14 protein-coding genes are annotated in these 13,153 nt (G+C 61.7%); all 14 read left to right on the plus strand.

Annotated features, from left to right (window positions below):
- Window positions 1-23: 23 nt before the first annotated feature.
- The 14 genes from PM3016_RS15785 to PM3016_RS15850 all read left to right on the plus strand — a co-directional run bounded on the left by PM3016_RS15785 (window position 24) and on the right by PM3016_RS15850 (window position 13,150).
- On the plus strand, window positions 24-872 hold the full coding sequence (locus tag PM3016_RS15785) for a deoxyribonuclease IV (protein ID WP_014370115.1): 849 nt from the start codon (window positions 24-26) through the stop codon (window positions 870-872).
- Window positions 869-1,210, plus strand: coding sequence for a cyclic-phosphate processing receiver domain-containing protein (locus PM3016_RS15790; protein WP_013916661.1), 342 nt, complete (start codon window positions 869-871; stop codon window positions 1,208-1,210). The genes PM3016_RS15785 and PM3016_RS15790 overlap by 4 nt, the downstream gene beginning before the upstream one ends.
- Window positions 1,211-1,219: 9 nt before the next feature.
- Window positions 1,220-1,996: an ABC transporter ATP-binding protein gene (locus PM3016_RS15795; RefSeq protein ID WP_013916662.1), complete on the plus strand. Its 777-nt coding sequence runs from the start codon at window positions 1,220-1,222 to the stop codon at window positions 1,994-1,996.
- 5 nt (window positions 1,997-2,001) lie between these two features.
- On the plus strand, window positions 2,002-3,036 hold the full coding sequence (locus PM3016_RS15800; protein ID WP_041619131.1) for an SAM-dependent methyltransferase: 1,035 nt from the start codon (window positions 2,002-2,004) through the stop codon (window positions 3,034-3,036).
- 16 nt (window positions 3,037-3,052) lie between these two features.
- Window positions 3,053-3,682: a class I SAM-dependent methyltransferase gene (locus tag PM3016_RS15805; protein WP_013916664.1), complete on the plus strand. Its 630-nt coding sequence runs from the start codon at window positions 3,053-3,055 to the stop codon at window positions 3,680-3,682.
- Between the two features lie 206 nt (window positions 3,683-3,888).
- Window positions 3,889-5,004, plus strand: a complete 1,116-nt coding sequence (locus tag PM3016_RS15810; RefSeq protein ID WP_014370117.1) for a CpaE/TadZ family protein — start codon at window positions 3,889-3,891, stop codon at window positions 5,002-5,004.
- The gene (locus tag PM3016_RS15815) at window positions 5,001-6,266 is read left to right on the plus strand and encodes a TadA family conjugal transfer-associated ATPase (protein ID WP_013916666.1); all 1,266 of its coding nucleotides are present in this window, start codon (window positions 5,001-5,003) and stop codon (window positions 6,264-6,266) included. The genes PM3016_RS15810 and PM3016_RS15815 overlap by 4 nt, the downstream gene beginning before the upstream one ends.
- 25 nt (window positions 6,267-6,291) lie before the next feature.
- Window positions 6,292-7,152 (plus strand): type II secretion system F family protein, encoded by an 861-nt coding sequence (locus tag PM3016_RS15820; protein WP_014370118.1) that lies wholly within the window; start codon window positions 6,292-6,294, stop codon window positions 7,150-7,152.
- A 12-nt stretch (window positions 7,153-7,164) separates the two neighbouring features.
- The gene (locus PM3016_RS15825) at window positions 7,165-8,034 is read left to right on the plus strand and encodes a type II secretion system F family protein (RefSeq protein WP_238540604.1); all 870 of its coding nucleotides are present in this window, start codon (window positions 7,165-7,167) and stop codon (window positions 8,032-8,034) included.
- A 29-nt stretch (window positions 8,035-8,063) separates the two neighbouring features.
- The gene (locus PM3016_RS15830; RefSeq protein WP_013916669.1) at window positions 8,064-8,288 is read left to right on the plus strand and encodes a Flp1 family type IVb pilin; all 225 of its coding nucleotides are present in this window, start codon (window positions 8,064-8,066) and stop codon (window positions 8,286-8,288) included.
- A 76-nt stretch (window positions 8,289-8,364) separates the two neighbouring features.
- The gene (locus PM3016_RS15835; RefSeq protein WP_014370120.1) at window positions 8,365-9,378 is read left to right on the plus strand and encodes a TadE/TadG family type IV pilus assembly protein; all 1,014 of its coding nucleotides are present in this window, start codon (window positions 8,365-8,367) and stop codon (window positions 9,376-9,378) included.
- A 23-nt stretch (window positions 9,379-9,401) separates the two neighbouring features.
- On the plus strand, window positions 9,402-11,930 hold the full coding sequence (locus PM3016_RS15840; RefSeq protein ID WP_014370121.1) for a TadE/TadG family type IV pilus assembly protein: 2,529 nt from the start codon (window positions 9,402-9,404) through the stop codon (window positions 11,928-11,930).
- Between the two features lie 63 nt (window positions 11,931-11,993).
- Entirely contained in the window at window positions 11,994-12,626 is a 633-nt protein-coding gene (locus tag PM3016_RS15845; RefSeq protein ID WP_236628696.1) for a TadE/TadG family type IV pilus assembly protein, read from the plus strand.
- Complete coding sequence (locus PM3016_RS15850) at window positions 12,626-13,150, plus strand: prepilin peptidase (RefSeq protein WP_013916673.1); 525 nt, start codon at window positions 12,626-12,628, stop codon at window positions 13,148-13,150. The genes PM3016_RS15845 and PM3016_RS15850 overlap by 1 nt, the downstream gene beginning before the upstream one ends.
- Window positions 13,151-13,153 lie beyond the last annotated feature (3 nt).

A 13,153-nucleotide genomic window follows, 5' to 3' on the forward strand; every position in this document is an offset into this window, starting at 1 on the left:
CGGCGGAAGGAGGAGGCTTTTACTTGAGACTCGGATGTCACATCAGTATCCGCGGCGGGTATACCGAAGCGGCACGGACCGCGCTGAAGCTGGGGGCGGAGTCGTTTCAGTATTTTCCGAAGAATCCCCGGAGCCTTGCCGTCAAAAGCTTCAACCGGCAGGACGCCGAGAGCTGCGCCCGGCTGTGCCGCGAGCACGGCTTGTCCGCCATTGCCCATACCCCGTATCCGGTCAATATGGCCGTAGACGATCCGGGGCTGCGTGAAGCGACGGTGGCTTCGCTGCGCAACGACCTGGAGATCGCGGACACGTGCGGGTCCGTCGGCATCATCGTGCATTTTGGGAAATATAAGGGACCGGACCCGTTACAAGGCTACAAAAATATTATACAATGTGTGAATGAAGTGCTTCACGGCTACAAGGGAGAGGCTTTGTTCCTGATTGAGAATCAGGCGGGCGAAGGCTCGCGCATGGGCACGACCTTCGAGGAGCTCGTGCAGATCCGCTCGCTGTGCGCCTATCCGGACAAGGTCGGCTTTTGTCTTGATACCTGCCATGCGTTCGCCTCGGGCCTGTGGCCATCGGGGGAGAAAGGCTGGTCCCGCCTTGAGGCGCATGCACTGCAGACGGGCTACCTGCCCCATCTGCATGCCGTCCATCTCAACGACTCCGTCTACCCGTGGGGGGCCGGCAAAGACCGGCATGCCATGATCGGCAGGGGCGAGATGGGCGAGGTGCGGTTCCGCGAGCTGCTGGCTTCGCCTGCCCTCCGCAGCCGGAAGACGCTTCCTCTGGTGCTTGAAACCCCGGTGCCGCGTGGACTCACCCATGCGCCCGAAATCCGCTATCTGGAGGAGCTGAGAGATTCTTGATCCATGTGTATATGGACGACTGGCGAGCCTGCCCGCCGGGCTTTGTTCTGGCCCGCAGCGGCGAAGAGTGCCTGCTGCTCCTGAAGGAATGCGAGGTGGACATCCTGTCCCTCGATTTTGATCTGGGATGGGGTCAGCCCAGCGGATTGGATCTTGTGCACGCGATGATCCGCGATTCGCTTTTTCCCCGGCGGATCTTCCTGCATTCGTCTTCCCCCGCCGGCCGGCAGAGCATGTATCAGGCGCTGTACGCCTCCAAGCCGGAGAGCGTGGAGCTCTCCGCCGGTCCCGTCCCTCCCGAGCTGCTGCAGGCAGCAGCCGAATCCGCACAAGAATAGGTGGTTCATATGTCGCAAGTAGTGTCCTTATCCGATATTGTATTTATCAGAGAGCAGCGCAGCATCCTGTCGAACGTTTCTCTTCACGTGAAAGAAGGAGAGCATTGGGTCATTCTCGGGCGCAACGGCTCGGGCAAGACGACCCTGTTCGAGCTCATCAACGGTTATCAATTCCCTACCTCCGGAGGGGTGGAGGTGCTGGGCCATACATACGGCGATTGCGACGTCCGCGAGGTGCGCAAACGCATCGGCTATATTTCGCAGACCCTCTATGAAAAGCTGAGTCCGGCCGACCCGGTCTGGGAGATCGTCGCTACTGGCGAGTACGGGTATCTCCGCTTCTATGAACAAATCCCGGGCGACGTGCGGGACAAGGCGCTTGCCATGCTCGATTCCGTCGGTCTGAAGCATCTCGATATGCAGCCGATGTCGACCCTCTCCCAGGGGGAACGGCGCAAAGTGATGCTCGCGCGCGCCCTCATGACCCGCCCGTCCATTCTGATTATGGACGAGCCGTGTGCCGGACTCGATCTCTACGAGAGGGAGCGTCTGCTCGCCAATATCAACGAGCTGGCGGCCCAGAGCATGACCATCATCTATGTAACGCATCATATTGAAGAAATCATCCCGCTGTTCACGCATGTTCTGCTCATCGAAGAAGGACGGGTGCTGGCGGCCGGGCCGAAACAGGAAGTACTGACAGAACAACATTTGGAAAAGGCGTTCCGCGTTCCGCTCTCGATCGAGTGGGCGGGGGACCGGCCTTGGATTAAGGTGCAGCCATGAGTGAAATGACAAGCGAGTTTTTGGGTACGGCCAACCGGGGCTTCGCGCAGCAGGCGCAGGAGGAAATCCGCCGGTTGTTCGGGCAGGATGTCAAAACCAAGTGGGTTGTTCCGAACGAAGTGTTCTCCTTTGTTTTGGAGCTGCCCCGCGAGGAAGTTGTCAGGCGCCTGCAGGAGCAGGAGCCTGTATTCCTGCGGCATATCATGCCGGTTGAACGGGCGATAGCCTGGGGCGGCACGACGGAGGAAGCGGTTCGCGAGCTGACCTCGTATCTTGCCGGGGAACCGGCCGAGCGCATCTCCGGCCGGACCGTGGCGGTGCAGCTTCGCAAAGGGGAGGGCTCGGTGCTTCCGGGCTTCTCCCTGCCCGAGATGAAGGCGGCCGCCGAGGAGCTGTTTACCCGCGAATACCATGCGGAGCCTGTGGTCCGCGGCTCGCAGCTCGTGCTCTCCGTGCTCGGCACGGATGCCGCGCTGTACTTCGGGCTGTCGCGGCCGGAGGACAACCTGTCCGACTGGCCGGGCGGCGCGGTCCGCTTCCGCCGGGAGGACGGACAGATCTCGCGCGCGAAGTTCAAGCTGCTCGAGGCCGAAGCCGCCTTCGGCCTCGACCTGTCGGCTTACCGCAGCGCGCTGGATATCGGGGCGGCTCCCGGCGGCTGGACTTCGCTGCTGCTGGAGCGGGGCCTGGAGGTCACGGCCGTCGATCCCGCGAAGCTCGACGCTTCGCTGCTGCGCCATCCGCGTCTGACCTACCTGCCGAAGAAGGCTGATCAGGTAAAGCTCGGGGAAGGCAGCTTCGACCTGCTCGTATGCGACATGAGCTGGAGCCACCGGCAGATGGCCCGCCTCGTGAACGGGCTGCTGTACTCGCTGCAAAGCGGCGGAACGGCGATCATCACGGTGAAGCTCATGCACCGCAAGGCGTTCCAGACGATCCGCGAGGTCGTCGAAGACTTGTCGCCGCAGCTCGATCTGCAGCGCGCCAAGCAGCTGTTCCACAACCGGGAAGAGCTGACGCTGTTCTTCATCAAGAAGTAGAAGGGCTGGAATCCGCATGCCAGGTAGAGAGCGTTATTGGGACCGAATATACGAAGCTCTGCGGCCGGAGGATGTCCGGTATGACTTATGGCTGGAGACGTTCCGGCCGCAGCTGGAGCTTTCGCGGGATACGCCGGTTATCGATCTCGGGTGCGGGGCCGGCAACGACACACTCTACCTGAGCGAGCGCGGATACCGCGTAGTGGCCTGTGATGCCTCAGCCGAGGCGCTGCGGCGGGTGAAGGAGCTCGTGCCGGAGGCCGATGTCAGGCAGCTGGATCTTACCGAACCGCTGCCCTTCGCGGACGGGGCGGCCCAAGTGGTGATCGCCGATCTCAGCCTGCACTATTTTCCGTGGGACGTCACGGTGAGTATTGTCCGCGAGATCGGGCGTGTGCTGCGTCCCGGCGGTACGCTGCTGTGCCGGGTGAACTCAGTCCGGGACACGGCATTCGGCGCGGGGCAGGGCGTTCGCCTGGAGCCGGACTACTATGAGTGGGAAGGCCAGCGCAAGCGGTTCTTTGACCGCAAGCAGCTTGAGGAGCTGCTGAGGGAATGGGAGCTGCCGGAGCTCACGGAGAGCACGATGAACCGCTATGGCAAGCCGAAGGTCGTTTGGACGGCGGCCGCAGGGAAGCGGGGCTGAGTACCCGCATCGGCTCTTGTAAATTTCTTCTTGCAAAATCTAACAGCCATGCTATAATACGGATTATCGAGGTTGTTCGATATAACGAATTACGGTCAACAGAATATACCATCTGACTAGCGGAAGCACCGCTGTCCGGGACGGAAGTCCCGGCAGCGCGTGCTTTTTTTGCGTTGCGTACAGATGGCCGAAAGGAGAGAAACCACATGGGACCGATGACCTTGGCGCTGCTGGATGACGATGCTTACTTCGGAGAGATGCTTTCCGCCTACATCCGGGGCTCCGCCTTCGCCGAAAGGTTCCGCTTAAAGCGGTTTACGGCAGGGGAGGAAGGCCTGCGCTATCTGCTGGAGGAGAAGGAGGCGCGGATTCTGCTCGTTCACGAATCCTGGCTCCCTCTTCCGGAGGAGGTATTTGTTCATCCGGCCGGTGCCGTCGTGATCCTGAGCGAATCCGCGGCGCAGGGCGGCGTGCTGGAATATCCGGTGCTGTGCAGATACCAGCCGCTGGACCGTCTGATGAGCGCGGTCGCCTCCCATTACAATGAGTACAACGCCGCTCTCCCGCTGCGGGGCATCCGGGGCACCCGGGTTGCACTTGTCCATTCAGCCGGCGGGGGGACCGGCAAGACGGTGACCGCCGTGCACTTGGCCCGCCGGCTCGCGCTCCGCGGCGAACGGGTGCTGCTGCTGAGCCTGGAGCGTTATGGGTCGCTCCCTTGGTTCACGGACGAGACGGGAGGGGACAGCGAGACCTTCTCACGCCTGCTGTACTACGCCCGGATGAATCCGGCGGCCGCGGCGGGCAGGCTGGAGGGACTGGTCCGCCGTCACGGCTACGGCAGGTTCGATTATGTGCCGCCGGCGGCCGAGCCGCAGGAGCTCGAAGAGCTTGGCGCGGAGCACGCGTCGGGGCTCGTCGAAGCGGTCCGCGCATCAGGGCTGTATGACGTACTGATCGTCGATACCGATTCGTACGCACCTGCGCTTTCGTCGGCGTTGTTCGGACCGGCGGATAACATCCTGTGGCTGGTCACCGATGACCTGGTGCACCTGCACAAGTGTTCGAGGCTGCTGCGGAGCATGCAGGCCAAGGAGACGCCGCGGGCTTCCTGGCTGTCCAAGGTGCGGTTCGTGCTGAACCGGAGTACGGGGGCGCCGCTGAACTCTTTTGAAGAGTACGGCTTGAAGATTCATCACCGGCTGCCGTATGTTCCGGAGTGGAAAGCGGTGAGCCGGATCGGCCAGCTGCACCGGGCACCGGCCTTTGAGGATGCAGCCGGCCTCCTGCTGGAGCCGGTTGGCTCGGGGGCCGGCTTATGAGGCTCAACACGGATGCGGTGCAGGCCGGTGTCACACTGCCCGAGCTGAAGCTGCAGCTGAAACGGCGTATCCAAGAGAATCTGGATTACGGACATGCGCTGACGGATGCGGAGCTGATCGAACGGATCGAGGAAGAGGTGTTCGCCCTCTCGCGCCACACCTTCCTGACATCGGGCCAGAAGCATCTCCTGGTACAAGAGCTGTTCCACTCTTTCCGCGGCCTCGATGTGCTGCAGCCGCTGGTTGACGACAAGAGCATCACCGAGATCATGATCAACGCGCACGACCGGATCTTCATCGAGAAGGACGGGCGGGTGCTCGAGACCGACATCCGGTTCGAGAGCCGTGAGAAGCTTGAGGATGCGATTCAGGCCATTGTCGGCCGGGTCAACCGGATCGTTAACGAATCGAGCCCGATCGTGGATGCGAGGCTGCCGGACGGATCGCGTGTCAATATTGTCCTGCCGCCGATCGCCCTGCAGGGGCCGGCGATGACAATCCGGAAGTTTCCGGAACACCCCATGACCCTGGATGATCTCGTGGAACGGGCAGCGCTGACGGCAGAGACGGCCGCGGTGCTCGTAAGCTGGGTGAAAGCCAAGTACAACATTTTTATTTCGGGCGGGACGGGCTCCGGTAAAACGACCTTCCTCAACGCACTGGCGCAGTATGTGCCGCCGGACGAGCGGATACTCACCATCGAGGACTCGGCCGAGCTGCAGATCCGCGGTATCCCGAACCTGGTCAGCCTCGAGACGCGCAACGCGAACACGGAAGGCAAGGGCGAAATCACCATCCGCGACCTGATCCGTTCATCGCTGCGGATGAGGCCGAACCGGATCATTGTGGGCGAGGTGCGGGGGGCGGAGGCGCTCGATATGCTGCAGGCAATGAATACGGGCCATGACGGCAGCTTGTCAACGGGCCACAGCAACTCGGTCGCGGATATGCTCAGCCGTCTGGAGACCATGGTGCTCAGCGGTGCGGCGCTTCCCGTCGAGGTCGTCCGCAAGCAGATCGCTTCGGCGCTCGACCTCATGGTCCATCTGCAGCGGCTCAGAGACCGGACGAGGCGGGTAACCGAGATCAGCGAGGTGATCGGCGTGGAGAACGGGGAAGTGGTGCTGAATCCGCTCTACCGGTTCCAGGAAACGGGAGAAACGCCCGAAGGCCGGATCATGGGATCTTTGGTACCTACAGGGAACCGGCTGCAGTGTACATGGAAGCTGGCTGCAGCCGGCTTGGCCGGTAAGGCAGACTAGCTTGGTAGGGAGGCTTGGTAAGGAGGTGACAACAACGAAACGGATGGATATGAATCTGCTGCAGTCTGCCGCAATTCGCAGCCGGGCGGATATTGTGCTGGGCCCGTTCCGCAGGAAGGGAACAGCGGTCGGCGGCATTCCGAGGCTGGCGGATTACGCGGAATACGACATGAGCATGTCTCAAGTGCTCCTCTCCGCACTGGTTGGAGCCGGAGCGATGGGCTTCGTCGCCTGGACCTTCTTTCAATCGCCCCTCGCCCTATTCCTGCTGGGAGCAGGCGGCCTGTACGCGCCGCTGCTGCGGCACCGGCAGCTCATCCGCGGGCGCCAGGCCCAGCTCAAGCTGCAGTTCAAGCAGATGCTCGCCGCTCTGTCGTCCTCGCTGGGCGCAGGCCGCTCCGTGGAATCGGCGTTTGCGGAGGCGCTTCAGGATCTCGGCCTGCTGTACCCGGACCCGGACACGATGATCGTCCGGGAGGTGCGGATGATTCTGCGCCGCCTGGAGAACGGCGAGACGATCGAGAGCTCGCTGCTGAATTTCAGCGCCCGGGCGCATATCGACGAGATCAGCCAGTTCGCCGAGGTGTTCGTCACCTGCAAGCGGACGGGAGGCAATCTCGTACAGGTGATCCGGCGGACGGCGCTGGTGATTCAGGACAAGCTCGATATTGAGCAGGAGATCGGTGTCATGCTCGCCCAGAAGAGGTTCGAGTCGAGGGTGCTTTCCGCAGCCCCCGTACTGTTCATTGCTTTCCTGGTGTGGACGACGCCCGACTACATGGAGCCCCTGTATCATGGGGGCGGCGTGGTCATCATGGTCGGCGCGCTGCTGGTCCTGTTCGCCTGCTATCTCATCACCCAAAAAATAATGAACATAAAGGTGTGACACGCCGTGTGGATGTTAGTACTTTTGCTTGCCCTGCTGATCGGCGCGGCGGCGGCCGGCCGGGCCGGGGGGGCGCAGTACGGGGCGTGGGTCCGCGAGCATGCCGGGCTGAAAGCTTCGGATCCCATGTATTGGGGGAGCCTCGCCGCCTTGTGGCTGATGGACCGCGCCCGGCTCAGCGACAGGCTGTCGGAGCCGCTCGGCAAAGTATTCCAGATCATGGTGGGGCTGCACGGTGCGAAGCCGGCGCTCGCCCATACCAAGTGGTTTGCGGCCAAAGCCGTCGCTCTCTCTTACGGCATGCTGTGCCTCTCGGCGATGGCCGGCTGGGCCGCCGGAGGCAATGCGGAGATGCTCGCCTACGGGATCGTGCTGATGCTCTTCGTCCCCTTTCTGATGTACCGCGGGGCGGCAGGCGAGCTGAAGGCCCGCCGCAGGCAGATGCTGATCGAGCTGCCGGAGCTGCTGAACCGGATCATGCTGCTCGTCGGTGCGGGCGAGACCGTGCCTCAGGCGCTGGTCAGGACGGTAGAGGGGAACCGGACTCCGAACTCTCCGCTCTACGAGGAGCTCGGGCAGACGGTGCAGGCCCTCAAGATGAACGCCCCCTTCGCCAAAGCGATGGAGGATTTCAGCAAGCGGTGCCGGATGCAGGAAGTCTCTCTTTTTACAACGACAATCCTGCTGAATTACAAGCGCGGCGGCGATGAGCTGGTGATGACGCTCAAGGAGCTGTCCGTCACCCTGTGGGAGAAGCGCAAGGCGCAGGCCCGCACGCTCGGAGAAGAAGCCTCGTCGAAGATGGTGTTCCCAATGGTACTGATTTTTTTCGTAGTGATGGTGCTTGTTGCGGCCCCGGCTTTATTCATGATGAAGAGTTAACAACATTCGAATTAACGGAGGAAAAGAACATGAAAACAACAATGAAGATGGCTTGGAACCGGTTTTGGAAGGAAGAGGATGGGCTGGGCACGCTGGAAATTCTGATGATTATCGCGGTGCTGCTGATCATCGCGATTGCGTTTCGGAAGTGGATCATGAAATGGATGCAGTCCTTATTCGGTGCGGCGGATACCCAGATCAACACGGAGACGGGAAAGATCGGTTCGGACGCGACCAACCTCTCGCCGAAGTAATCCGATGAACAGTGGGGCTGGAAACACGCAACCGGCTGTGCCGGAGGTTCCCGGAGCATCTCATCGACGAGCATCCATGCACGCGATTCCACTTCGCCTCCAACGCTTTGTTAGAGACAGCCGGGGGCAGTTCAGCATCGAAGCGTCGCTGACGATGCCGGCCATCCTGCTGGCAACCGTGCTGCTGATCTTCCTGGCCCTGTACGTGTACCATCAGGCGAATCTGTATCAGACTGCCTCGGTATCCGCGAACCGGACCGCCTACAACTGGGATAATTCCAAGAAGGAGTACCGGACGGGTGCCGTAATGAACGGCGAACGGGACGGTCTCTACTGGCGGCTGACGGATGATCACATGTCGAATCTGTTCAGCTTCATGCTGCCGGTTAGTCCTGCCTCCGTTGCGCTCCCCTCCAGCGGGGGAGCGGCCGGCGGAAGCTCGCCCGAGGGCAAGCTGCAGCGGACGGCGGGACAGCTGCCGTCCGCCATCAGCGGCGAGCTGTCTTACAGCAACCAAGGACTGCTTCGTTATGTCGGTGCGGCACTCCAGAAGTCGGCGCACCTGCCGGCGTTCGCGGTCAAGCTTTGGGGCAGGAACGATGTGCAGGCGGGAGCGCAGTCCTATGTCGTGGACCCGGTGGAGACGATCCGGCTGACGGATCTGACCCGCACGTTCATCAGTGAGGTGCAGGGGCGGATCAAGCCGAAAGCGGCGCTGGCAGCTATGGTGGAGCCGAAGGGTGAGCCCAAGGAGCCCGTCCGGATTTCGTCCCATGCGCAGGCGGCGAATTATTTGCGGCTGCTCGTGACCGGAACGGAACAGGTCATCCAAGTGGATCCGCAGACGAAGCGAACGGTGGATGCGCTGGATGCCGGCGGGGTGGCTCATCAGGCTTACTACACCTTTAACGAGAAGAATCTGAGGGAAGTCCAGATGCCGAAGGATGCCGAGCTCTTGAAGCAGGGCACCCAGGTGCAGGGCGTGGTGTGGCATTTTTTCAAGCTGTCCAAGGCGGACAAAGTCAAGCTGTCGGGCGGTCTGAAAGCGGAGCTCGAGCGGCAGGGAATTGTGGTGGTGCTGCATGAGTAGGACGAGAAGGGAGGAGAAGGGGCATGGAAGGACAAAATCGGCTGTGTCATAAGCGGAAGGTGAAGGGATTCACGAGGCTGTATGCCAAGCTGGTGAAGCAGCTGGGCCGAGATGGGGTTCCTGCGCTGCGATCCAGGAGAAGCACGCTAAAGTTCCCAAAAGGAAGCAGCGAAGGTGGCACTGAAGTACAAGCCATATCCGATGAGGGTACAAGCACGAAAAACACCACGGGCACGAGTAAGAACTTCGCCCCGAAGTGGTACACCTGTCGCAGCAGCGCATTCCTGCAGGACGAAGCGGGCGCCGTATCGACCTACCTGATCCTGATTTTCATCCCGGTGTTTCTGCTCTGCGGCCTGCTGATTGATGTTGTCCGTTGGAAGACGGCACAGAAGGAAGCCGAGAATGCGGTCAAGGCGGGCGTGCGCTCGTCGATGTCCGCTTTTTCCCCGGCGCTTCAGGCCTACGGCTTGTACGGGCTGCCGGAGGAGAGCAAGGCGGGGGACATTTTCACCAGAACGGTTCAGGGCAACCTGTCGGCGCCGGGCGACACCGGCGGGTTCCGGTTCGTCGATCAGCATATGGTCGAAGGGTCGGCCAAAGTGACACCAATGTATTCACTCGCCAATCACGAACAGCTTAAGGGCCAGATCCTGGAGGAGATGAAGTACCGGGCACCGTTGATCTTCTCGCTTGAGCTCAGCGACAAGCTGAAGAAGACGGGAGTTGCAGGCAATCTCGGACAGGCCGCCCAGTTTACGGAGAATGCGGCCAAGATCGAGAAGCTGCTGAACGAGCGCGATGCGAAGCTCGGGGAAGCGTGGGACCAGTTCCTTCGCATTCGGCAGATGTCGCTTGACGCGCATCCCTTTTATACGGCCCAGCTCCGCGACCTCAATGAGCTCAGCGGGCGGATCGGGCTTCATACGCTCGATGAAGTGCGGCAGTCGCTGCAGAACGTGAAGACGGAGATTGCTTCGCTGAAGAGCCAGATCTCCTCCATCAACAGCTCGATTGCGGCACTTGCCATGGCGGGACCTGCGGCCGCCCAGTCCATCTCGGCACTGATCCAGGAGAAGCAGGCCCTGCAGGATCAGGTGACCGAGGCGATGGGGAGGATGGCGGATCTTGAGGCGCTGCTCCAGGATATTCTCCGGTATGCGCAGCTGATTGCCGTCCTGAAGGTCAAGGCCCAGAAAGACTATGACGATCTGTCCCAGCGCAAGGACGGGTTCCTCGCTGCGATGAAGGCGGGCAAAGCCGCGAACGACCAGCTCAATGCGGAGCTGGGCACGGTCTCCGGCGCTTCCGGCGGCGGAGGTACGTCATCCGGCAGCGAAGCGGTATACGCCAGCGTGCAGCGGTTCGACCGGCAGGAGCTGGATACCTGGGAAGCGGGCGTAAGTGCAGCCGTGTCTCTCTTCGCCGGCGTGAACGCCCAGATCGGTGACGGCCTGATGTTCACGCAGCAGAAGTATGCGACAACGACCGCGGGCCTGGACGGATTCCACCAGCAGGTGGGGACGCTCTATACGAAGCATCAGGCTTCCCAGGAGGAGCGGATCGGACGGAACCAGCGCGTGGAGGCTGCCAAGCGGGAGGAGCGGACGAAGACGGGCGTCGTGCTCGACAAGGTCAAAAGAGGCATCGGCGGCTGCAGCATCATGTCCGGCGTAGATCCGCATGAGGCACAGTACCACTCGCTGCTGGGCAATCCCGCAGCTGCAGGGGATACCGGCTTTTACGGCGCTTATATGGCGCTCAATCAGGCCGGAAGTCCGGACACCTCCGTACCGTCGGTAGATCTGGATTCCGCGGACGGCGCGGGGCTCAGCGCATTGAAGCTGTTCTCTTCGCTTGGCGATATGCTCGGTGAGGTTCGCGACGAATTCTACATCGACGAATTCGCGGTGAGCAGGTTCAGCTACCGGACGCTCGGGCTGCACAAGGACCCGCACGGCCGGGTGATCGTATCCAAGGAGCTGTCCCAGCCGGAGCAGCATCCGCTGACGAACCAGGAAGTGGAGTTCCTGCTCTACGGAGCCCGCTCCTGCGCAGGCAATTATTCACTTGCCTATGCCGAGCTGTTCGCCTTCCGCCTGGCGGTCGGCACAGCGGAAGCGCTGACCGAGCCGCGCAATGAGGCGCTGGCTGCCGGGTCGCCGATGCTTGTCGTCCTGGCGGCTGTGACCGAAGGCGCGCTGCGGGCCCAGGACGATCTCGAGAAGCTGATTCACGGGGAGGCCGTACCGCTCTCGCGCAAATTTACGAACAACCTGCTGACGCTGTACTACAAGGATTATTTGCGGATCTTCCTGCTCATGCACAGCCGGGAGCCGGTACTGCTCTCCCGCATTCAGGCACTGCTGCAGCTGAACACAGAGCTCGATCTCGCCTCGGCGAACACGTACATTTCGGGCAGGGCGACCACGTCCCTGCGGCTGTGGTTTCTGCCTTCCATCATGAAGACGCTCGGCCGGACGGAATTCGGAGGCTGTGTACCTGATGGCAATCGGTGCGAGCTGATGCAAACGGCGGATTTTGCTTACTAGAAACAGGAAAAGGGTGGAACGATGAAAGGCTGCAAAAAGCTCATTCGGGGAGAAAAGGGGAGCATGGTGCTGGAAGCGGCTTTGACGCTTCCTTTCTTCCTGGCCTTCGTCATGCTGCTCGTCGGCTTCATCCGCATCTCCCTGGCCGAGATGGCGCTGCAGTCGGCGGTGTCGGAAGCGGCGAAGGTGATGGCGGCGAACATGTACCCGATGCGTACGGCGTATCTGCAGGGGCAGGCGGCCTGGCAAAACTCCCCGGCGAGCGCCTGGCTGGATACGGTGCTGACCGAGGTAAACACAGCGGCACAGGTGGCAGCCGACACGGAAGCGTTCGTTGAAAACTACGCTCAGTGGATTCCGGCCCCGCTGGTACAGCTGGTGGCGTGGGAGAAGTCGAAGCGGGAACAGGTTCAGGCGTGGGGCGGCGAGAAGGCGGGGGAAGCGAAGGAAGCCGCAGAGCGCCAAATCGCGGAAAGAGCTTCCCCGATCATCGCCTCCTTCGCGGATGAAGGCCGGCTACACAAATCGCGGATCAAGGTGACGGCACTGCAGTTTCCGGACCTGGTGAACCTGGAGGAGGCTTACCTCTCGATCGAAGCGGAGTACGCTTACACGTTCCAGGTGCCGTTTTTCAAAAAGACGGTGATCCTCAGGAAAAAAGCGACGGAGCGGGCCTGGGTGGGAGGCGGCGTCTGATGGAGATGATCGCTGCCGCCTTGTTTCTTCTTGCCGCCTTCTGTACGGATGTGACCCGCAGCCGGATTCCGAATGTCCTGACGGCTGCCGGGGCGGTTGCCGGACTGCTGCTTGGCCTGGCTGCCGGTGGGGTGAACGGCCTCGGCGGATCGCTGGCCGGGATGGCCGCCGGTTTTCTTCCGATGCTGCTGCTCTATGCGATTGGGGCTGTTGCGGCCGGGGATGTCAAGCTCTTCGGTGCGCTCGGGGCCATCGGCGGTGCCGTGTTCGTGCTGGAAGCAATGGCGGCATCCCTGCTCTGTGCCGGCCTGATCGGCGCCGGCATCCTGCTGGTTCGATCCGACGGCTTGCAGCGGGTCCGGGCCCTACTCTTTGGTTTGTTTCAGCTGGCGTTCTTCCGGGATATGGGGGTGCTGCGGAGCGGGGAAGGGGAAGGCATGCGGCGGATCCGGTTCCCGTTCATGTGGGCGGTGCTGCCGGGCGCGGTATACATCATGTGGCAGGGCCCTCTTGGGCTTGGTTAAAAC

Origin of the sequence: Paenibacillus mucilaginosus 3016 (genome assembly GCF_000250655.1) — a bacterium.
Lineage (GTDB): Bacteria > Bacillota > Bacilli > Paenibacillales > NBRC-103111 > Paenibacillus_G > Paenibacillus_G mucilaginosus.

Bases quoted from the DNA above. Each gene is read 5' to 3' on its own strand.
- PM3016_RS15810 (WP_014370117.1), top strand. From the start codon at position 3,889: ATGGGACCGATGACCTTGGCGCTGCTGGATGACGATGCTTACTTCGGA.
- PM3016_RS15800 (WP_041619131.1), top strand. From the start codon at position 2,002: ATGACAAGCGAGTTTTTGGGTACGGCCAACCGGGGCTTCGCGCAGCAG.
- PM3016_RS15825 (WP_238540604.1), top strand. From the start codon at position 7,165: ATGTTAGTACTTTTGCTTGCCCTGCTGATCGGCGCGGCGGCGGCCGGC.
- PM3016_RS15850 (WP_013916673.1), top strand. From the start codon at position 12,626: ATGGAGATGATCGCTGCCGCCTTGTTTCTTCTTGCCGCCTTCTGTACG.
- PM3016_RS15830 (WP_013916669.1), top strand. From the start codon at position 8,064: ATGAAAACAACAATGAAGATGGCTTGGAACCGGTTTTGGAAGGAAGAG.
- PM3016_RS15835 (WP_014370120.1), top strand. From the start codon at position 8,365: ATGCACGCGATTCCACTTCGCCTCCAACGCTTTGTTAGAGACAGCCGG.
- PM3016_RS15840 (WP_014370121.1), top strand. From the start codon at position 9,402: ATGGAAGGACAAAATCGGCTGTGTCATAAGCGGAAGGTGAAGGGATTC.
- PM3016_RS15795 (WP_013916662.1), top strand. From the start codon at position 1,220: ATGTCGCAAGTAGTGTCCTTATCCGATATTGTATTTATCAGAGAGCAG.
- PM3016_RS15815 (WP_013916666.1), top strand. From the start codon at position 5,001: ATGAGGCTCAACACGGATGCGGTGCAGGCCGGTGTCACACTGCCCGAG.
- PM3016_RS15845 (WP_236628696.1), top strand. From the start codon at position 11,994: ATGGTGCTGGAAGCGGCTTTGACGCTTCCTTTCTTCCTGGCCTTCGTC.
- PM3016_RS15805 (WP_013916664.1), top strand. From the start codon at position 3,053: ATGCCAGGTAGAGAGCGTTATTGGGACCGAATATACGAAGCTCTGCGG.